This window comes from Streptomyces sp. CB02261, from assembly GCF_001905665.1.
GTDB lineage: Bacteria > Actinomycetota > Actinomycetes > Streptomycetales > Streptomycetaceae > Streptomyces.
Window position 1 is genome coordinate 386,578 of sequence record NZ_LIVX01000006.1, and the last position, 19,273, is coordinate 405,850.

15 protein-coding genes are annotated in these 19,273 nt (G+C 73.1%); 4 read left to right on the plus strand and 11 right to left on the minus strand.

The window, feature by feature from the left end; all coding sequences use genetic code 11:
* Nucleotides 1-38: 38 nt before the first annotated feature.
* The gene (locus AMK29_RS22020) at nucleotides 39-839 is read right to left on the minus strand and encodes a crotonase/enoyl-CoA hydratase family protein (protein WP_073815526.1); all 801 of its coding nucleotides are present in this window, start codon (nucleotides 837-839) and stop codon (nucleotides 39-41) included.
* A gap of 165 nt (nucleotides 840-1,004) precedes the next feature.
* Here AMK29_RS22020 and AMK29_RS22025 point away from each other — a divergent pair, with 165 nt between their 5' ends.
* Nucleotides 1,005-2,645, plus strand: a complete 1,641-nt coding sequence (locus AMK29_RS22025) for an acyl-CoA synthetase (RefSeq protein WP_073815528.1) — start codon at nucleotides 1,005-1,007, stop codon at nucleotides 2,643-2,645.
* Nucleotides 2,646-2,746: 101 nt separating this feature from the next.
* A complete protein-coding gene (locus tag AMK29_RS22030; protein ID WP_073815530.1) occupies nucleotides 2,747-3,562 on the plus strand; it encodes a pentapeptide repeat-containing protein in 816 nt (271 codons plus the stop codon).
* 9 nt (nucleotides 3,563-3,571) lie between these two features.
* Here AMK29_RS22030 and AMK29_RS22035 read toward each other — a convergent pair whose 3' ends face one another.
* The 4 genes from AMK29_RS22035 to AMK29_RS22050 form a co-directional block, all read right to left on the minus strand.
* Nucleotides 3,572-5,470, minus strand: a complete 1,899-nt coding sequence (locus AMK29_RS22035; RefSeq protein ID WP_073815532.1) for a serine/threonine-protein kinase — start codon at nucleotides 5,468-5,470, stop codon at nucleotides 3,572-3,574.
* Nucleotides 5,471-5,549: 79 nt separating this feature from the next.
* Nucleotides 5,550-6,350, minus strand: coding sequence for a GNAT family N-acetyltransferase (locus AMK29_RS22040; RefSeq protein WP_073815535.1), 801 nt, complete (start codon nucleotides 6,348-6,350; stop codon nucleotides 5,550-5,552).
* Nucleotides 6,351-6,401: 51 nt separating this feature from the next.
* The gene (locus AMK29_RS22045) at nucleotides 6,402-7,007 is read right to left on the minus strand and encodes a cupin domain-containing protein (protein ID WP_073815537.1); all 606 of its coding nucleotides are present in this window, start codon (nucleotides 7,005-7,007) and stop codon (nucleotides 6,402-6,404) included.
* Between the two features lie 16 nt (nucleotides 7,008-7,023).
* The gene (locus AMK29_RS22050; RefSeq protein ID WP_443334077.1) at nucleotides 7,024-8,250 is read right to left on the minus strand and encodes a cytochrome P450; all 1,227 of its coding nucleotides are present in this window, start codon (nucleotides 8,248-8,250) and stop codon (nucleotides 7,024-7,026) included.
* 343 nt (nucleotides 8,251-8,593) lie between these two features.
* Here AMK29_RS22050 and paaK point away from each other — a divergent pair, with 343 nt between their 5' ends.
* Complete coding sequence (paaK, locus tag AMK29_RS22055; RefSeq protein WP_073815540.1) at nucleotides 8,594-9,880, plus strand: phenylacetate--CoA ligase PaaK; 1,287 nt, start codon at nucleotides 8,594-8,596, stop codon at nucleotides 9,878-9,880.
* On the opposite strand, the gene AMK29_RS22060 is transcribed toward paaK, so the two are convergent.
* Entirely contained in the window at nucleotides 9,877-11,436 is a 1,560-nt protein-coding gene (locus AMK29_RS22060) for a fatty acyl-CoA synthetase (protein ID WP_073815543.1), read from the minus strand. The two genes, paaK and AMK29_RS22060, sit on opposite strands and share 4 nt — an antisense overlap.
* 156 nt (nucleotides 11,437-11,592) lie before the next feature.
* Between AMK29_RS22060 and AMK29_RS22065 the strand changes: the two genes are divergently transcribed.
* On the plus strand, nucleotides 11,593-13,980 hold the full coding sequence (locus AMK29_RS22065) for a penicillin acylase family protein (RefSeq protein WP_073815545.1): 2,388 nt from the start codon (nucleotides 11,593-11,595) through the stop codon (nucleotides 13,978-13,980).
* Nucleotides 13,981-14,001: 21 nt separating this feature from the next.
* On the opposite strand, the gene AMK29_RS22070 is transcribed toward AMK29_RS22065, so the two are convergent.
* From AMK29_RS22070 to AMK29_RS22095, 5 genes are all read right to left on the minus strand, one after another.
* Entirely contained in the window at nucleotides 14,002-15,099 is a 1,098-nt protein-coding gene (locus AMK29_RS22070; RefSeq protein WP_073815885.1) for a calcium:proton antiporter, read from the minus strand.
* 42 nt (nucleotides 15,100-15,141) lie between these two features.
* Nucleotides 15,142-15,375 carry a winged helix-turn-helix transcriptional regulator gene (locus AMK29_RS22075; protein ID WP_198942305.1) on the minus strand — a complete coding sequence of 78 codons (234 nt, stop codon included), beginning with the start codon at nucleotides 15,373-15,375 and terminating at the stop codon, nucleotides 15,142-15,144.
* 351 nt (nucleotides 15,376-15,726) lie between these two features.
* Nucleotides 15,727-16,431, minus strand: a complete 705-nt coding sequence (locus AMK29_RS22085) for a GNAT family N-acetyltransferase (RefSeq protein ID WP_073815548.1) — start codon at nucleotides 16,429-16,431, stop codon at nucleotides 15,727-15,729.
* A gap of 73 nt (nucleotides 16,432-16,504) precedes the next feature.
* Complete coding sequence (locus AMK29_RS22090; protein ID WP_073815550.1) at nucleotides 16,505-18,055, minus strand: acyl-CoA synthetase; 1,551 nt, start codon at nucleotides 18,053-18,055, stop codon at nucleotides 16,505-16,507.
* The gene (locus tag AMK29_RS22095; protein WP_073815552.1) at nucleotides 18,052-19,176 is read right to left on the minus strand and encodes an NAD(P)H-dependent flavin oxidoreductase; all 1,125 of its coding nucleotides are present in this window, start codon (nucleotides 19,174-19,176) and stop codon (nucleotides 18,052-18,054) included. The genes AMK29_RS22090 and AMK29_RS22095 overlap by 4 nt, the downstream gene beginning before the upstream one ends.
* Nucleotides 19,177-19,273: the final 97 nt, after the last annotated feature.

A 19,273-nucleotide genomic window follows, 5' to 3' on the forward strand; every position in this document is an offset into this window, starting at 1 on the left:
ACGGGTCGAGCCGCTGCGCGGGGCCTCCGGGGAGGACGTCACTCCCGGCGGTACACCGGCGCCCGCTTCTCCGCGAACGCGCGCGCCCCCTCCTTCGCGTCGGCCGTGTCGAAGATCGGCCATCCCCGGTCGAGTTCGGCGGCCAGCCCCTCCGTCTCGGACATCGCGGCGGTCTCGTAGACGGAGGCCTTGACGGCCTCGACGGCGAGCGGGCCGCACGCGTTGACGCGCTCGGCGATGTCGAGGGCGGTCTCGAGGGCCGTGCCGTCGGGGACCACCCGTCCGACGAGTCCGATGCGGGCGGCTTCCTCGGCGGTGTACGGGCGGCCGGTGAGGAGCATCTCCAGGGCGTGGGTGCGGGCGATCTGGCGGGGCAGGCGGACGGTGGAGCCGCCGATGGGGAAGAGGCCGCGCCGGACCTCGAAGAGGCCGAAGGTGGCGGAGGCGGCCGCGACCCTGATGTCGGTGCCCTGGAGGATCTCGGTGCCGCCGGCGACGCAGTACCCCTCGACGGCGGCGATGACGGGTTTGCGGGGTCGGTGGTGGCGGAGCATCGCCTTCCAGTGGAGGTCGGGGTCGGCCTTCAGCCGGTCCCGGTACCGCTCGCCCTCCATCCCCTCGCCGGCCAGGGCCTTGAGGTCCATGCCGGCGCAGAAGGCGCCGCCCGCGCCGGTGAGGACGACGGAGCGGACGCTGTCGTCGGCGTCGGCTTCGAGCCAGCCGTCGTAGAGGCCGACGAGCATCGGCAGCGAGAGGGCGTTCTTGGCCTCGGGGCGGTTCAGGGTGAGTACGAGCGTGCCGCCTTCGCGCCGCACGGTGAGGTGTTCGGTGCCACCCATGGGGTTCTCCCGTCTCCAGTTCTGGAACAGGTTGCAGGAGCCCGGGGCCCAGTTCAATAGTTTTCTGACACCTAGTCAGATTCTTCTGCGCGGACTCTTCCCCCCGTCGGCGTACGGCGCTCTAATGACCGCCCGAGTCCGTACGTACCGGGGTCAGGAGGAACGGTGGAGTACAACCTTGCCGACCTGTTCGAATCGGTCGTCGACGTGGTCCCCGACCGCGAGGCACTGGTGTACGTCGACCATCCGGGCACGGGCGCGGAACGGCGCCTCACCTACGCCGAGCTGGACGCGGCAGCCAACCGGATCGCCCACCACCTCACCGCCGCGGGCATCCGGCCCGGCGAGCACCTCGGACTCCACCTGTACAACGGCGTCGAGTACCTCCAGACCGTCCTCGCCTGCCTCAAGGCACGGATCGTGCCGGTCAACGTGAACTACCGCTACGTGGAGGAGGAGCTGGTCTACCTCTACCGGGACGCCGACCTGGCCGCGCTCGTCTTCGACGCCGAGTTCACGGACCGGGTCGCGGCGGCGCTGCCGCGGACGGAGAAGCTGCGGCACCTGGTGCGGGTGGGGACCCCTCCCGACCGTGGCGAGGGAGCCGCGGCGCTCGACTGCGTGCCCTTCGCCGAGGCGGAGGCCTCCGGCTCACCCGAGCGGGGCTTCGGTGCGCGCTCGGCGGACGACCTCTTCATCATCTACACCGGCGGGACGACCGGGATGCCGAAGGGCGTCCTGTGGCGCCAGGAGGACCTGTTCTTCGCGGGGCTCTTCGGCGGGGACCCCGCGGGCGAGCCCGTGAAGCGGCCCGAGGAGCTGGCCGAGCGGGTCGCGGCCGGCGGCTCCGGGATCACCTTCTTCCCCGCGCCGCCGCTCATGCACGGCACGTCCACGCTGACCGCGTTCATCGCCCTCAACTACGGCCAGCGGGTCGTCCTGCACCGCAAGTACGTCCCGGAGGAGGTGCTCCGCACCCTGGAGAAGGAGAAGGTGTCCAGCATCTCCCTGGTCGGGGACGCCATGCTGCGGCCGCTGGTGGACGCGCTGCGCGGGCCGCTCAGGGGCACGGATCTCTCCGCCCTGTTCAGCCTGTCCTCGTCCGGGGCGATCATGTCCGACACCGTGCGGGCCCAGCTCCAGGAGCTCATGCCGAACGTCCTGCTCCTCAACAACTTCGGCTCCACCGAGTCCGGTTCCAACGGCCGGGCGACCGACGACTCCGGTCCCGCCCGGGGCTTCCGCCTCCACGTGAACGAACGCACCCAGGTGGTCGACCCGGCGACGCGCGCCCCCGTCGCCCCCGGCGAGATCGGCCGGCTCGCCCAGCGCGGCCATGTGCCGCTCGGCTACCACAACGACCCGGCCAAGACCGCCGAGACCTTCTTCGAGCGGGACGGGGTGCGCTGGGTGCTCCTCGGGGACATGGCGACCGTGGACGAGGCCGGGGTGGTCACCGTCCTGGGGCGCGGTTCCCAGTGCATCAACACGGGCGGCGAGAAGGTCTACCCGGAGGAGGTGGAGCAGGCCCTGAAGGCCCACCCCGACGTGTACGACGCGCTGGTCGCCGGCGTCCCCGACGCCCGCTGGGGCAGCCATGTCGCGGCGGTCGTCCAGCTCCGCCCCGACGCCCCGCCGCTCGATCTGGAAGCCCTCCAGACCCACTGCCGCCCCCGCCTCGCCGGGTACAAGGTCCCCCGCCAGCTGGTCCTCACCGACCGCATCCAGCGCTCCCCCAGCGGCAAGGCGGACTACCGCTGGGCCCGCTCGGTGGCGGTCGACGCGGACGCGGCCGACACCTCCTGAGGCGTGTCCGAACCGGCCCCGGACGATCTTCGCGATCGGTCTCACCGAGATCGCGATACGGTGGACAGTCCGTCCCCGATCAGCGAAGGAACCGTCCCACCGTGCCCGAGACCCGGGAATCCGCACTGCGCGGCGACTGCGCGAACTGCTTCGGCCTGTGCTGTGTGGCGCTGCCCTTCGCGAAGTCGGCCGACTTCGCCGTGGACAAGGCGCCCGGCGAGCCCTGCCGGAACCTCCAGGAGGACTTCCGCTGCGGCATCCACACCCGGCTCCGGCCCAGCGGTTTCCAGGGCTGCACGGTGTACGACTGCTTCGGCGCGGGCCAGCAGGTCTCCCAGGTGACCTTCGGCGGCGTGTCCTGGCGCGAGGCGCCGGAGACCGCGGGCCGGATGTACGACGTGTTCTACGTGATGCGCCAGCTCCACGAACTGCTCTACTACCTCACCGAGGCACTGGCCCGCCCGGCGGCCCGGCCCGTCCACGCCGACCTGAGGGGGGCGCTCGACCGCGTCGAGGCGCTCACCCGGAGTTCGGCGGACACGCTGAAGCAGCTGCGCGTCCCCGAGGTCCGCGCCGACGTGAACCGGCTGCTGCTGCGGACGAGCGAGCTGGTCCGCGCCACGGCCGGCGGGAAGCCGAGGAGCCGGCGCGGCGCGGACCTGATCGGCAAGCGGCTGCGCGGCGCGAAACTGCGCGGCACCGACCTGCGCGGAGCGCTCCTCATCGCCGCCGACCTCACGGGAGCGGATCTGTCGCTCGCGGATCTGATCGGCGCGGACCTGCGGGACGCCGATCTGTCGGGGGCGGACCTGACCGGCGCCCTGTTCCTGACGCAGCCCCAGCTGAACGCGGCGCGCGGGAACGCCGACACCCGCGTCCCGGAGGGATTCGAGCGCCCCGCGCACTGGACGGCCTGACCGACCCCCTTACGAGGAGGCGGCCGCGTCGCGCCAGACCGTGACGTCGAGCGTCAGATACGTGCTGGGCGAGTCCTCCGGGGAGATGCCCCTGACCGTGACGAGGGCCAGGTGCCCCGTACCGGTCGTGACGCAGATCTGGCGGCCCGTGGACAGCTTGTTCACGTAGACGTCCGGAGTGAACCGGGTCTCCGCGCGGCACGCGGCGAGGGAGCCCTTCTGACCCGGGTCGAGGAGGGCCATGCTGCTGCCGTTGGTCTCCGCGTCGAGGTACCCGCCGGTGTCGTAGGAGAGTTCGTACCCGCCGTCCTCGCCCTTCTGCGGCCGCATGGCGTCGTCGCCGAGGGTCAGGTGGTAGCCGGCGGTGAGGTTGATGCCCGGGTAGTCGGCGGGCTGCGGGTCGCCCCCGGTCGAGGGCGTCGCACTCGGGGTGCCGCCGGTGGCGGCGGGGGTCGTCCCCGCGTCCTGGCCGCTCGGCCCGGAGCCGGCCGTGTCGCCGGTCGGCTTGGCGCCGGTCGAGGTGCCGCCGGTCGGCTTGCCGCCGTCGGCCGTGGTCTCCTGCCCCTTGTCCTTCAGCAGGACGTACGCCGTCAGACCCCCCACCGCGCCGAAGGCGAGCACGGCGGCGAGGGCGACCAGCAGTCCTCGCCCGGCCTTCCCCCGTGCGGCGCCCGGCGGCTGCCCGCCCGGGACGCCGGGGTGCTGGTACGGCGTGGGGAAGGGTCCCTGGGTCGGCGCGTACGCGTGGACGGGGGTGGCGTGCGCCGGCGGAGGCGTGCGGTAGGGGCCGGGTTGCTGCCCGACGGGGGGCCCGTAGCCGCCGGGCGCGGCGGCCGGCGGGGCCGGTGCGGTGGGCGCGTAGGCCGCGGCGGTCGGACCCGCGGGCGCGGTGGGCGCGTGGCCGGGGGGCGGGCCCGAGGGAGCGGTGGGTGCGTAGCCGGGCGCGGGGGCGGTCTGCGGGGGCGGAGGCGTCTGGACGGGGGCGGGAGCCGCCGCCCGCGCCGTGATGTCGGCGGAGACCGGGGCCGGCAGCCAGTCCTCGGGCCGGCGGAGCACCGTCGCCGCGTTCGCCTCCTGGCAGAGCTGGATGACCTCGGCGAGCGTCGGCCGCGCCTCGGGGTCCTTCGCGAGGCACCGCGCGACCAGCTCGCTCAGCCGCTCCGGCACGGCGCCGAGGTCCGGCTCCTCGTGCACGATGCGGTACAGCACGCCGTGCGAGGTGCCCTCGCCGAACGCCGGGACCCCCGTCGCCGCGTAGGCCGCGACCTGCCCCAGCGCGAAGATGTCCGTCGCCGGGGTCACCTTGCGGCCCGCGGCCTGCTCGGGAGCCATGAACGACGGGGTGCCGATGGTGACGCCGCTGCCGGTCAGCGAGGTCGCGTCGGCCGCGTGGGCGATGCCGAAGTCGATGACGCGGGGCCCGTCGGAGGCGAGCAGCACGTTGGACGGCTTGAGGTCGCGGTGGACGATCCCGGCGCCGTGGATGACGTGCAGGGCCTCGGCCATCCCCGCGACGAGCAGCAGCACCGTCTCCACCGGCAGCGCTCCGTGCGCGACGACCGCGTCGGCGAGCGACGGGCCGGGGACATAAGCGGTGGCCAGCCACGGCTGGGCGCCCTCGGGATCGGCGTCGATCACGGGCGCCGTGAAGAGTCCCTGCACGCGCTGTGCGGAGCGCACCTCCTGCGCGAAGCGGCGGCGGAACTCCGCGTCCTCGCCGAACTCGGGGCGGATCAGCTTGATCGCGACGGGTCGGCCGCCGGGCGTGTACGAGAGGTACACCTTCCCCATGCCGCCCGCCCCCAGCTTGGCCGCGAGCCGGTACCCCGCGACCGTGGTGGGGTCGTCCGCCGCGAGCGGTCGGAAGATCTCGCCCGTGTCGCCCCGACCCGGTTGCTGACCACTCATGAACTCTTGTCTCCCCACGCGGACTTCTGTTGCCGGACGGCACCCTACCGTCGCGGGGCGGTCCGGTCCGCCGCGCGGCCTACGGATGGACAGCCGGGTCCGTCCGTACGTCATGGGTGTACGGGGTCGTGGTCGTCAGCGCGAGGAAGCCGAGGCGCTGGAGGATCGGGCGGCTGGTGTCGGCGGCGTCGACCTGCACGAGCCGGTGGCCGCGCCGGGCCGCGACGCGGGCGCGATGGGCGACGAGGGCGCGGTAGAGGCCGCGGCCCCGCCAGCCCTCGACGGTGCCGCCGCCCCAGAGGCCGGCGAAGTCGGTGCCGGGGCACAGTTCGAGGCGGGCCGCGCTCACGGGTTCACCGGCCGCGAGGGCGACGACGGCGGTGACGGTGCCGGGGTCGGCCGCGAGGCGGTCGAGGAGTCGGCGGCCGATGTGGGCGCTGTCGGTGCCGAAGGCGCGTTCATGGACCTCGACCACCTGGCGTACCCCCGCCTCGTCGGTGACCTCGCGGAGCTCGACGCCTGCGGGGAGCGGTACGTCCTGCGGCAGGGAGGTGGCTTCGGCGACCATCAGGGTCTCGGTGTCCTCGGCGGTGAAGCCCGCCGCGAGGAGCCGCGCACCGAGGTCGCCGGGGGTGTCGTGGGCGTACAGCTTCCACTCGAAGGACAGGCCGGCGGTGCGGTAGTGGTCGATCTGCCCGGCGATGGCCCGGTCGGCGGCAGGGGCGTCGAGCCGGGACCAGAGCACTCCGTTCCAGGCGTGCGCGGGTCCGGTCTGCCGGACGACGTCGCCGACGCGCTCGATCCGGCAGCCGGGCCCGTCGGGTCTGGCCTCCCGGCGGAGCTGACGGTCGTACAGGTCACGCAGGTGCTGGGGGTCCATGGGGGCCACTCCAGCACCGCGTCCGCCCCGTGGCAACGGGATTTCGGCCGGTCACCCGGCCCCGACGGCCGTTCTTCCCGCGTCTCTTCCCGCGTCCGTGCCCGCCGGGTCGGCCCTTCCCGCGTCGTGCCGGAGCGGGGTGATCTGATCGATGTCGTAGCGGATCCGGAGCCGTTCGACGGCCGCGTGGTCCACCTCGCCGCCCGAGCCGAGGATCTCCATGAGTTCCTCGAAGTACCGCTCGTGGTCGGGCGGCGGCGAGGCCTGGAAGAGCATGCGTACGGGCTCACCGGTGGGGTTGGCGAAGGCGTGCGGGCAGCCGGGCGGCACCAGGACGAGGGTCCCTGGAGTCGCCCGCACGGCCCGCTGCCCGGAGGAGGACTCCCAGGCGCGCCAGCTGTCCTTCGTGCGGACGAGAGGCTCGAAGGCGAGGACGTCCAGCTCGCCCTCCAGGACGTAGAAGAGCTCCTCGCTGTGTCCGTGGGCGTGGGCGCCGACGTCGAAGCCGGGCGGGACGACGACCTCGAAGGTGGAGGCGGTACGGGAGTGCTCGCCGGTCACCTTGAAGGTGACGTGCTGGGCGGCGGTGGTGAGGGTCTTCCCGTGGCCGGGCGGCACGATGAGGCCGCCGCCCGGTCCGATCGCGGTGGCTGTCACGGTGTGCGAACCCCTCTCACCAGGTGACCGGAAGGGCCTCGGGGCCGCGGATGAGGGCTCCGCGCTGCCAGCGGAGCTGGTCCTCGGGCACGGCGAGCCGCAGATCGGGGAAACGGGTCCACAGGCTTTCGACGAGGATCTCCGACTCGATGCGGGCGAGCGCGGAGCCCGGACAGTAGTGGGGGCCGTGTCCGAAGGCGACGTGCGGGTTGTAACCGCGGTCGAAGTCGAGCCGGTCCGGGTCGGGGAAGACGGCGGGGTCTCGGTTGGCGGTCAGGTAGGAGACGTAGACCGGATCGCCGGCCGGGATGGTGACCCCGCCGACCTCGACGTCCTCCAGGGCGATCCGGGAGAGGCCGACGGCGTTGCGGTGCGGGATGTAGCGGAGGAGTTCCTCGACGGCCTGGGGCACCAGCGCGGGTTCCGCGCGGAGCCGGGCCAGGTGCTCGGGGTGGGTGAGCAGCGCGTACACCATGTTGGCGCTGTTGTTGCGGACGGCGTGGGCGCCGCCGATCTGGATGAGGACGGCGAGTCCGGTGGCCTCGTGCGCGGTGAGGGTCTCGTCGTCGACGGCGTCGGCGAGGACGGCGGCGAGGGTCTCCTTGCCGGTGCCGTGGTTGCGACCGACGAGTTCGGTGAAGTAGCGGCCCATGTCGGCCTTCGCCTGTTCGCTGGCCTCGCGGCCGGCGGCGGCGGAGATGATGGTGTCGGACCAGCGGGCCATCAGCGGCTGGTCGCCCTCGGGCACCCCCATGAGTTCGCTGACCATGGCGAGGGGGAAGGGCCGGTTGACGAGAGCCATGAGGTCGGCGGGCGCGCCGTGCTCGTCGACCCGGTCCAGGAGCCGGTCCATGACCTCCTGGGCGTGGTCGCGCAGGGCACGCAGGGCGCGGGCGCCGAACGCGCGGGCGACGACGCGGCGCATCCGGGTGTGGTCCGGCGGGTCGGCGAAGCCGACGGCGCCCTCCATGGGGATGAAGTGGGGGGCGACCCTGGTGACGGAGCGGCCCCAGACGGCCTGGCGGCTGAAGCGCGGGTCGACGGAGACGAACTTGACGTCCTCGTAGCGGGTGACGAGCCAGGCGTGTCCCTCGCCGTGCGGCAGCCGGACCCGGGTGACGGGGTCCTCGTGCAGCAGCTTCGCGAGCAGCGGGTCGAAGTCGAGACCGGTGAGGTCGGGCACGGCCCAGAAGTGGACCTGGGGGGTGCCGGCGTCGGTGGCGGTGGTGGTGGCGGCGGTCACGGGGCCGTCCCCTCGGGGGCGGTGACGGCGGGGCGGTGCGGGTGGGGCATGACGTTCACTTTCGTCCGGGCGCGCGGGCGGGCCGCCGCCGGGGCCGGGGCGGCGGAACCGAGGCCGGGCGGACCTCGGCTGATCCACCCTTCCCGCCGTGGACGCGCGGGGGTCGGAGCCCGCCGGAAAGGCACCCCAAGGGGTGATGACCGGGCCGCACCCGGCGGTGCCGGGAATTGTTCCGCCGTGCCCCTTGCCAACCCCCGGGTCCCTCCGGTTTTACTGACCCGGAAGGCATCTACCGAATGATCGGTCGTCCGTCTGACGAGCGGGGCCGTGGAGGAGTGGCGCGATGACGGACCTGCTGGACAGCGGCGAGCGGCTCGGACGCGAGGAGTTGGCGGCGCTCCAGCTGGAGCGCCTGCGTGCCACCCTCCGCCACGCGTACGAGAACGTGGACTTCTACCGGCGCTCCTTCGACGCGGCCGGGGTGACCCCGGACGACTGCCGGACGCTCGCGGACCTGGCCCGTCTCCCCTTCACCACGAAGGCGGACCTCCGCGACCAGTACCCCTTCGGGATGTTCGCCGTCGCCCCGGAGCGGGTCCGGCGCGTCCACGCCTCCAGCGGCACCACGGGCCGCCCGACCGTCGTCGGGTACACCGACGGCGACCTCGACACATGGGCGGACGTGGTGGCCCGGTCGCTACGGGCCGCCGGCGTCCGTCCCGGGCACAAGGTGCATGTGGCGTACGGGTACGGCCTGTTCACCGGAGGACTGGGCGCCCACTACGGGGCGGAGCGGCTGGGGTGCACGGTGATCCCGGCGTCGGGCGGTATGACGGCCCGGCAGGTGCGGCTCATCCAGGACTTCCGGCCCGAGGTCATCATGGTGACCCCCTCGTACATGCTCACGCTGCTCGACGAGTTCGAGCGGCAGGGCGTGGACCCGCGGTCGACCTCGCTGAAGGTGGGCGTCTTCGGCGCGGAGCCGTGGACGGAGGCGATGCGGAAGGAGATCGAGGAGGCCTTCGCGATCGACGCGGTCGACATATACGGCCTGTCGGAGGTGATCGGGCCCGGCGTGGCGCAGGAGTGCGTGGAGACCAAGGACGGGCTGCACATCTGGGAGGACCACTTCTACCCGGAGGTCGTGGACCCGTTCACGGGCGAGGTGCTCCCGGACGGGGAGGAGGGGGAGCTGGTCTTCACCTCGCTCACCAAGGAGGCCATGCCGGTGATCCGCTACCGGACCCGTGACCTGACCCGTCTGCTGCCGGGGACCGCGCGGGTGTTCCGGCGGATGGAGAAGGTCACCGGCCGCAGCGACGACATGATCATCCTGCGCGGGGTGAACCTCTTCCCGACGCAGATCGAGGAACTGGTGCTCCGTACCCGGGCCGTGGCCCCGCACTTCCAGCTGCGGCTGACCCGGGAGGGACGGCTCGACGTCCTGACCGTGCGCGCCGAGGCCCGCTCCGGGGCGACCGGCGAGGAGCGGGCCGAGGCGGCCCGCTCGCTCGCGGCGGCGGTCAAGGACGGCATCGGGGTCTCGGTCGGGGTCGAGGTGGTGGACCCCGGGACGCTGGAGCGCTCGGTGGGCAAGATCAAGCGGATCGTGGACCTGAGGGAGTCCTAGGGGGTGTCGGGAACGTTCCGCCTGCTCGCGGCGCCTGGCATTCCCCAGGGGGTGTCGGCGAAGCGGTCGCGGAGTTCGCGCTTGAGGATCTTGCCGCTGGCGTTGCGGGGCAGTTCGGGGGTGAAGTGGATGCGCTTCGGGGCCTTGAAGTGGGCGAGCTTCTCCCGCGCGTGGGTGAGGAGTTCGGTCTCGGTGACCTCGCCGCGCGGGACGACCACGGCCGTGACCGCCTCGATACAGCGGTCGTCCGGGAGGCCGATCACGGCCACCTCCGCGACGCCGGGATGGGTGTAGAGCGCGTCCTCGACCTGACGGGAGGCGACCAGGACGCCTCCTGAGTTGATGACGTCCTTCACCCGGTCGACGATCGTGTAGTAGCCCTCGGCGTCGCGGACGGCGAGGTCGCCCGAGTGGAACCAGCCTCCCCGGAAGGCCTCCTTCGTCTCGTCGGGCTTGCGCCAGTAGCCGTCGCACAGCTGGGGCGAGCGGTAGACGATCTCGCCGGGGGTGCCGTCGGGGACGTCGTCGCCGTTCTCGTCGACGACGCGGGCCTCGACATGGCGGACCGGACGGCCGCAGGACTCCATCCGGCCCTCGTGCTCGTCGGGGCCGAGGACGGTCGCCAGCGGGCCGATCTCGGACTGGCCGAAGCAGTTGTAGAAGGCGAGCCCCGGCAGCCTGGTGCGCAGCCGCTCCAGGACGGGCACCGGCATGATCGACGCCCCGTAGTACGCCTTGCGCAGGGCGGACAGGTCGCGGGCGTCGAACTCCGGGTGGTTGGCGAGGCCGATCCAGACGGTCGGCGGCGCGAACAGGCTGTCCGCGCGTCCGGCCTCGATCAGGTCGAACAGGACGGCCGGGTCCGGACCGTCGACGAGGGTGTTCTCGGCGCCGACGGCGAGGTAGGGCAGCAGGAAGACGTGCGTCTGCGCCGAGTGGTAGAGCGGCAGCGCGTGCACCGGCCGGTCGTCCTCGCTCAGGTCGAGGGCCTCGATGGCGCTCGCGTACGCGTGGACGAGCGCGCGGTGGGTCATCATCGCGCCCTTGGGCAGGGCGGTGGTCCCCGAGGTGTACAGCAGCTGGACGTACTCGCGGGCGTCGCGGTCGGTGTCGTACGTCTCCGGCGTGGCGAGCGCGTCGAGGAGTGAACCGGGCGCGTCCCGCAGGGCCTTGACCGCGAAGCCGTCAGGGACGCGGTCCGCGAGGGCGGGGTCGGCGAGGACGAGCGAGGTGTCCGACTGCTCCAGGAGGTACGCGAGGTCGTCGCCGGTCAGGTGGTGGTTGACCGGCACGTGGATCAGGCCGGCGCGGGAGCAGGCGAGGAACGCGACGAGGTAGGCGTCCGAGTTGTGGCCGTAGGTGGCGACCCGGGCGCCGTCGGGCAGACCGATTCCGTGGTGCGGCTCCCGCAGGACGGCCGCGGCGGTGGAGACGGCCGCGTCCAGCTCGGCGTACGTCCAGGTCCGGTCGGCGTAGCGGACGGCGATCCGGTCGGGGACGCGCTGGGCGCTCATGCGCAGGACGCCGTCGACGGCGCGGCTGAGGAGTCGGTCCATGCGGTGATCCTCGGCGCGTACCGGGCGGAAGGTCAAGTACCGGGAGGCGTGCCGTACCCGCTCGGACCTCGGATACCGAACGGGATGTTGACAAGGGGACGCATGGCTGCGTGCATGGTCCAACCAGCCGTGCACATCAGTCCGTTGGGAGACACGTTGCATCTCCGCACCCGTCTGAAACACCTGGCGCTCACCGGTGCCGCCCTCGCCGTCGTCACCGCCTCGCTGCCGGGGGCGGCGGTCGCCGACTCCGGAGGCCGGGGCCACCACCCGTCCGACCAGGGCCTGTCGGCCGTCATCCGGTACACCGAGTACGGCGTCCCGCACATCCTGGCCAAGGACTACGCGAACCTCGGTTTCGGGACCGGCTGGGCCCAGGCCGCCGACCAGGTCTGCACGCTCGCGGACGGTTTCCTGACCGTGAACGGGGACCGCTCCCGGCACTTCGGCCCGGACGCCGCCACGGACGGCTCGCTCTCCTCCGCCGCCACGAACCTCTCCAGCGACCTGTACTTCCGCGGGGTGCGGGACGCGGGGACGGTCGAGGACCTGCTCGCGACCCCGCCGCCGGCCGGGCCGAGCCGTGACCTGAAGGAACTCATGCGCGGCTGGGCGGCCGGGTACAACGCCTGGTTGCGGAAGAACCGGATCACGGATCCGGCCTGCGCGGGGGCCGACTGGGTCCGTCCGGTGACCGCGCTCGACGTGGCCCGCCGCGGGTTCGCCGTGTCGGTGCTCGGCGGGCAGGGCCGGGCCGTCGACGGCATCACCGCCGCCCGGCCGCCCGCCGCCCCCACGGGGACGCCCGCCGAGGCGCCCGACCCGGCGCGTACGGCCGCGGCGGCGCGGGACCTGTTCGCCGCGGAGAACGCCACCATGGGCTCGAACGCCGTCGCCTTCTCGGGCGCCACCACGGCGAACGGGCGCGGGCTGCTCCTGGGCAACCCGCACTATCCGTGGCAGGGCGGCCGCCGCTTCTGGCAGTCGCAGCAGACCATCCCGGGCGAACTGAACGTCTCCGGCGCCTCGCTCCTCGGCACGACCGTCGTCAACATCGGCTTCAACGACAAGGTCGCCTGGAGCCACACCGTCGCCACCGGGGTACCGCTCAACCTGCACCAGCTGACGCTCGCCCCTGGCGACCCGACCTCGTACCTCGTGGACGGCAGGCCGGAGCGGATGACCCCGCGCACGGTGACGGTGCCGGTCAAGGACGGCGCACCCGTCACCCGCACCCAGTGGTGGACCCGGTACGGCCCGGTCGTCGGCGGCCTCGGCCCCCAGCTCCCGCTGCCGTGGACCACCACCACGGCGTACGCCCTCAACGACCCCAACGCGGTCAACCTGCGCGGCTCCGACACGGCGCTCGGCTTCGGCAAGGCACGGTCCACGCAGGACATCGCCGACACCCTGAAGCGCACCCAGGGCCTGCCCTGGGTCAACACGATCGCCGCCGACTCCTCGGGGCACTCCCTCTTCACCCAGGCACAGGTGCTCCCCCGCGTCACCGACGAGCTCGACCGGCGCTGCTCCACCCCGCTCGGCCGGGCCACCTACCCGTCCTCGGGTGTGGCGGTGCTCGACGGCTCGCGGTCGGACTGCGCGCTCGGCTCCGACCCGGACGCGGTCCAGGCGGGGGTCTTCGGCCCGGCGCGGATGCCGGTGCTGCGGGACACCCCGTACGTCGAGAACTCCAACGACAGCGCCTGGCTGACCAACGCCGACCGGCCGCTGACCGGCTACGAGCGGATCTTCGGCACGGTCGCGACCCAGCGCTCGCTGCGCACCCGGGGCGGTGTGGAGGACGTGGCGGCGATGGCGGAGCGCGGCCGTCTGACGGTGGCGGACCTCCAGCGCCAGCAGTTCGCCAACCGGGCGCCGGCCGGTGACCTGGCGGCCGCCGACGCGGCGGAGGCCTGCGCGACCGTGCTCCCGGGGGACGCGGAGGTCTGCCGGGTGATCGGGGCCTGGGACCGGACGGTGGACACGGACAGCCGGGGCGCGCTGCTCTTCGACCGGTTCTGGCGGAAGTTCACCGCTGCGGTGAAGCCCGCCGACCAGTGGAAGGTGCCGTTCTCGCCGGCCGACCCTGTGCGTACCCCGCACACCCTCAACACGGCGGCGCCCGGGTTCGCGAAGGCGCTGGCCGACGCGGCGGCGGAGCTGCGGGCCGCCGGGATCCCGCTGGACGCGCCGCTGGGCGCCCACCAGTTCGTCGTACGGAACGGGCAGCGGATCCCGGTGAGCGGCGGCACCGAGTCGCTCGGCATCTGGAACAAGACCGAGTCCGTGTGGGACGCGGCGGGCGGCGGCTACGTGGAGGTCGCCCACGGGACCAGCCATGTGCAGGCGGTCGGCTGGGACGGCGGCCGGTGCCCGGTGGCCCGCACCCTGCTCGCGTACTCCCAGTCGTCGAACCCCGCGTCGCCGCACCACAGCGACCAGACCCGGCTGTACGCGGGCGAGCGCTGGGTGACCTCCCGGTTCTGCGAGAAGGACATCCTGCGCTCGCCGGCGCTGCGGGTGGTGGTCGTCAGGGGCTGACGCTTCCTCCGGGCCCCGCCGTCAGGGGCTGAACGACAGGAAGACGAAGGCGGCGAAGATCGAGAGATGGACGCCGCCCTGGAGGAGGGTGGCCCGTCCGGGCACCACGGTCAGGGCGCTCACCACACCGGTGAGGACGAGCAGGACCATGTGGAGCGGGCCGAGACCGAGCACGAGGGGCCCGGACAGCCAGATGGAGGCGAGCGCGATCGCCGGAATCGTCAGTCCGATGCTGGCGATCGCGGAGCCGTAGGCGAGGTTGAGGCTGGTCTGTACCCGGTCCCTGCGGGCCGCGCGGACGGCGGCGAGGGTCTCGGGCAGCAGCACCATGAGGGCGATGACGACACCGACGACCGCCTTGGGCAGGCCCGCCGACTCGACGCCGTCCTCGATGGTCGGCGAGATCACCTTGGCGTTGCCGACGACGGCGACGAGGGCGAGGAGGAGCAGACCGAGGCTGTTCCAGGCGTCGCGCCGGGAGGGCGGCTCGGCGTGCTCGTCGGCCGAGTCGTGGCCGGGACGCGGGACCGGGAGGAAGTAGTCCCGGTGCCGTACGGTCTGGACGCCGACGAACACGCCGTACAGGCAGAGGGAGGCGACGGCGGCGAAGGCGAGCTGCGCGGTGGAGAACTCGGGGCCCGGCTGGCTCGTGGTGAAGGTCGGCAGGACCAGCGTCATCGTGGCCAGGGTGCAGACGGTGGCGAGCGCGCCGCCGGACCCCTCGGCGTTGAAGACCGCGACCCGGGTGCGGAGCGCGGCGACGAGCAGGGACAGGCCGACGATACCGTTGCAGGTGATCATGACGGCGGCGAAGACGGTGTCCCGCGCGTACGTGGAGGTCTTCTCGCCGCCACCGGCCATCAGCGTGACGATGAGTCCGACCTCGATGACGGTGACCGCGACGGCCAGGACGAGCGAACCGAACGGTTCCCCGACGCGGTGGGCGATGACCTCGGCGTGGTGGACCGCCGCGAGGACGGCGGCGATGAGGCAGAGCGCGATGAGCCCGACGGCGAAACCCGGGAGGTCACGCCCCCAGGCCGCGACAAGTGCAAGCGCCGCCACCACCGGCCCCCAGGTGGTCCACTGCCGTGTCAATGACGCCGTGCTCGAACTCATGATCCGCATCCTGCCACAGAGGGGGCTTTCGCCCGGTTTCGTTCAGTCCAAGGGGTCGCTGAGGCCGCGCTCGTACGCGCCGAGCGTCTCCAGGAACATCCGCCGCTGCGCCGCGTCGAGCGGGGCGAGGGCGGAGCGCCAGGCGTTGGCGCTGCGGCCGAGCCAGCCGTCGATGGCGGCAGCGTGCGCCGGCGCGATGGAGACGATCTTGCGCCTGCGGTCGGCCGGGTCCTCGACGCGTTCCAGTACGCCCTTCTTCGCCAGGTCCCCCACCATGAGGCTCACGGTCGTCGGGGGCGATCTCCAGCCGGGCGGCGGGCTCGTTGACGCGGCCCTGACTCGCACGCGGGCCGCGCCGGGAACGTAGGCCCGCCGCCCGAGGGGGCGAGCCCTGACCGCCCACCGGTTCCTGACGTTCTGGATCCGGATGCACGGCGTCCTGTCGCTGGAACTCGCCGACTCCTTCACCGGCATGGACTTCGACCCGGCTCTGCCTGTCGGGGCCGAGCCGGACGAGCTGGACGAGCTGTCGGCATCGGGGGCCTGCGGCAGGCCGCGCAGGGCCGAGGCGCGGCGAAGCGGCCACAGGGCAGCGACGTGGCCGCCAACGACCCCGCAGGGCGCTCGCTACGGCGTGCGGAAGCCTCGGAAGGTCACGTGCCTGCGTGTCACGAAGCCGAGCTTCTCGTAGAGGGCGATCGCACCGGTGTTCGCCTCGGCCACGTGCAGGAAGGGCCCTTCGCCCCGCGCCTCGATGCGCGCCGCGAGCGCGCCGACCAGCCGGGCGGCGTGGCCCTGTCCGCGGGCCTCGGGCGCGGTGCAGACCGCGCTGATCTCGGTCCAGCCCGGCGGGCGGAGCCGCTCGCCGGCCATGGCCACCAGCGTGCCCTTCTCGCGGATGCCGAGGTAGGTGCCGAGTTCGGGGGTCCGGGACCGGAACGGCCCGGGCCGGGTGCGTGCGACGAGGTCCAGCATCTCGGGCACGTCGTCCGCGCCGAGGTCGAGCACGTCGTCGTCCGCCGCGTCTCCCGGAGCCCCGGACGTGCCGCCGTCCGGCCGGATCATCTGGCGGCCTTCCAGGACGAAGACGGGCTCCCAGTCCGACGGCGGGAGAACCGGGCAGCTGAACATGTCGGCGAACTCCCCCCGGCCGAGGAGTTCGGTGAGGTCGGCCCACCTCGACGGATCCGGGTCGGTGGACACGGCTGCGAAGGTCGAGACGTCCGGCAGGTAGGTGACGGCCCCGCCGACGCGGCGGGCGAGGTGGGCGTGACGGCCCCGGAGGGACTCGGCCACGGGGTCGTCCAGTACGAAGGGATCGCGGCCCGCCATCGTGACGTCCCTCTCGTACTCCGTGCCGAACGGGGAAGGCGGTCCCCGTCGGAGACCTCCCCGCGCACGCAGTCTAGAGCGGGCGCTCGTGGCCCTCCCAGTACGGGTCGCGCAGGCGCCGCTTGTACAGCTTGCCGTTGGGGTCGCGGGGCATGGCCGGGACGAAGTCGACGGTCTTCGGGCGCTTGAAGCCGGCGAGGCGGTCGGCGCAGTGGGCCAGGATCTCGGCGGCGAGCGCGGGCCCCGGCACGTGGCCGTCGGCCGCCTCGACGACGGCCTTGACCTCCTCGCCCCAGTCGGCGTGCGGGATGCCGAAGGCCGCGGCGTCCGCGACGGCGGGGTGGGCGAGGAGCGCCGCCTCGATCTCGGCCGGGTAGATGTTGACCCCGCCGGAGATGATCATGTCGATCTTGCGGTCGCGGAGGAAGAGATAACCGTCCTCGTCGAGGATCCCGAGGTCGCCCACGGTGAAGAAGTCGCCGATGCGGTTCTTCGCCGTCTTGGCCTCGTCCCTGTGGTACCGGAAGCCGCCGGTGTTCATCCTGAGGTAGACGGTGCCGAGTTCGCCCGGCGGCAGCCGTACGCCGTCGTCGTCGAAGACGGCGAGCTCGCTGATGGGCCAGGCCCGGCCGACGGTGCCCGGCTTCTTCAGCCACTCCTCGGCGGTCGCGAACGCGCCCCCGCCCTCGCTGGCGGCGTAGTACTCCTCGACGCAGCGGCCCCACCAGTCGATCATCGCCCGCTTCACGTGCTCGGGGCAGGGCGCGGCGCCGTGGATGGCGTGGCGCATCGAGGAGACGTCGTACCGCTCCCGTACCTCCGTCGGGAGGGAGAGGAGCCGGTGGAACTGGGTGGGGACCATATGGGTGTGGGTGCAGGCGTGGCGGTCGATCAGACGGAGCATCTCCTCGGGTGCCCACCGGTCCATGAGGACGAGCGGGTGCCCGATGTGGAGGGCCGCCGAGGCGAACTGGAGCACGGCTGTGTGGTAGAGCGGCGAGCAGACGAGGTGGACGTTCCCGTCGTGCGGCCGGATGCCGAAGATGCCGAGGAACCCGCCGAGAGGGGTCTCCTCCGGGAGCCTGCCGGGGAGCGGGCGGCGGATTCCGCGGGGCCGTCCCGTGGTGCCGGAGGTGTAGTTCATGACCCAGCCGAGGGTGCGGTCGGCGGGCGGGGTCCCGTCCTGGCCTTCGAGCAGGTCGGCGTACGGACGGAAGCCGGGCACCGCGCCGACGGCGTACCGGTGGGTGGCGGCGAGCCCGGCCTCGTCGGCGGCGGCGGTCACCGTCTCGGCGAACCGTTCGTGGGCGACGAGGACCTTGGCGCCGGAGTCGGCGACGATCCAGGCGATCTCGGGGCCGACGAAGTGGTGGTTGACGGGGACGAGGTAGAACCCGGCCTGGGTGGCGGCGAGATGGGCGGCGAAGAACTCGGGGCCGTTGGGCAGGACGACGGCGAAGGCGTCGCCGCGTTCGAGCCCGGCGGCGCGCAGCCCGTGGACGAGGCGGTTCGCCTCGGTGTGCAGCCGGCCGGCGGTCCATTCCTCGCCGTCGGGTGCGATCAGGACCGTACGGCCCGGGTCGGCGGCGGCCTGGGCCCAGAAGCCGGTGGGGCTCTGATTCACCGTGTGCTCCTTCCGGCGATGCGGTTGATGCGGGTGACGGCTCTCTCGAAGCCCCGGGTGAGGTCGTCGACGACCTGCTGGACGCTGCGCTCGGAGTCCATCCGGCCGACGATCTGCCCGACGGGGGTGCCGAGGAGCGGCAGGACCTCGTGCTTCTGGATGCGGGAGACGGCCTCGGCGACGAGGAGTCCCTGGAGCGGCATGGGGAGCGTGCCGGGCCCCGACGGGTCGTCCCAGGCGTCGGTCCACTCGGTGCGGAGCTGCCGGGCGGGCTTGCCGGTCAGGGCGCGGGAGCGGACGGTGTCACCGGAACCGGCGGCCAGGAGCTTGGCCGTCAGGGCGCGTGAGTGCAGCTCGGCCTCGGTGGTGGTGAGCCAGATCGAGCCGAGCCAGACGCCCTGTGCTCCGAGGGCGAGCCCGGCGGCGATCTGCTCGCCGCTGCCGATGCCGCCGGCGGCGAGCACGGGCAGGGGGGACACGGCGTCGACGACCTCGGGGGTGAGGACCATGGAGGCGATCTCGCCGGTGTGGCCACCCGCCTCGTACCCCTGGGCGACGACGACGTCGATGCCGCCCTCGGCGTGGTGGCGGGCGTGGCGGGCACTCCCGGCGAGGGCGGCGACGAGGACGCCGTGGTCATGGGCGCGGGCGACGACGTCCGGGGGCGGGGAGCCGAGGGCGTTGGCGAGCAGCTTGATCGGGTAGTCGAAGGCCACGTCGAGCTGGTTGCGGGCGACCTGCTCCATCCAGCCGGTGATGCGCCAGCCGGAGGCCTCACCCTCGGCCAGTTCCGGTACGCCGTGCTTGGCGAGCGTGGCGCGCACGAACGCGCGGTGCTCCGCCGGGATCATGGCCTCGACATCGGCTTCGGTGAGCGTGCGATGCGCCGGGGCCTCGACCTTCTTGGCGGGCATCACGACGTCGAGGCCGTAGGGCAGGCCGTCGGTGTGCTCCTGCATCCAGTCGAGGTCGCGGGCGAGGTCGTCGGGGGCGGTGTAGCGGACGGCGCCGAGGACGCCGAACCCTCCGGCTCTGGTGAGTGCGGCGGCCACCGCGGGGAAGGGCGTGAAGCCGAAGATGGCGTGCTCGATCCCCAGGGTGCGACTCAGCTCCGTCTTCATGGGCGGCAGGATGCCGCAGCGGCGCGCCGGAGGGAAGAGAAATTCTGATGCAGCGTCAGATTCTTGCGGAGCGGCACGTGGAGGTGCGCGTGCCGGT

Coding starts and splice junctions, on each gene's coding strand:
- AMK29_RS22020 (WP_073815526.1), bottom strand. CDS start 839: ATGGGTGGCACCGAACACCTCACCGTGCGGCGCGAAGGCGGCACGCTC.
- AMK29_RS22035 (WP_073815532.1), bottom strand. CDS start 5,470: ATGAGTGGTCAGCAACCGGGTCGGGGCGACACGGGCGAGATCTTCCGA.
- AMK29_RS22040 (WP_073815535.1), bottom strand. CDS start 6,350: ATGGACCCCCAGCACCTGCGTGACCTGTACGACCGTCAGCTCCGCCGG.
- paaK (WP_073815540.1), top strand. CDS start 8,594: ATGACGGACCTGCTGGACAGCGGCGAGCGGCTCGGACGCGAGGAGTTG.
- AMK29_RS22060 (WP_073815543.1), bottom strand. CDS start 11,436: ATGGACCGACTCCTCAGCCGCGCCGTCGACGGCGTCCTGCGCATGAGC.
- AMK29_RS22070 (WP_073815885.1), bottom strand. CDS start 15,099: ATGAGTTCGAGCACGGCGTCATTGACACGGCAGTGGACCACCTGGGGG.
- AMK29_RS22075 (WP_198942305.1), bottom strand. CDS start 15,375: ATGGTGGGGGACCTGGCGAAGAAGGGCGTACTGGAACGCGTCGAGGAC.
- AMK29_RS22085 (WP_073815548.1), bottom strand. CDS start 16,431: ATGGCGGGCCGCGATCCCTTCGTACTGGACGACCCCGTGGCCGAGTCC.
- AMK29_RS22095 (WP_073815552.1), bottom strand. CDS start 19,176: ATGAAGACGGAGCTGAGTCGCACCCTGGGGATCGAGCACGCCATCTTC.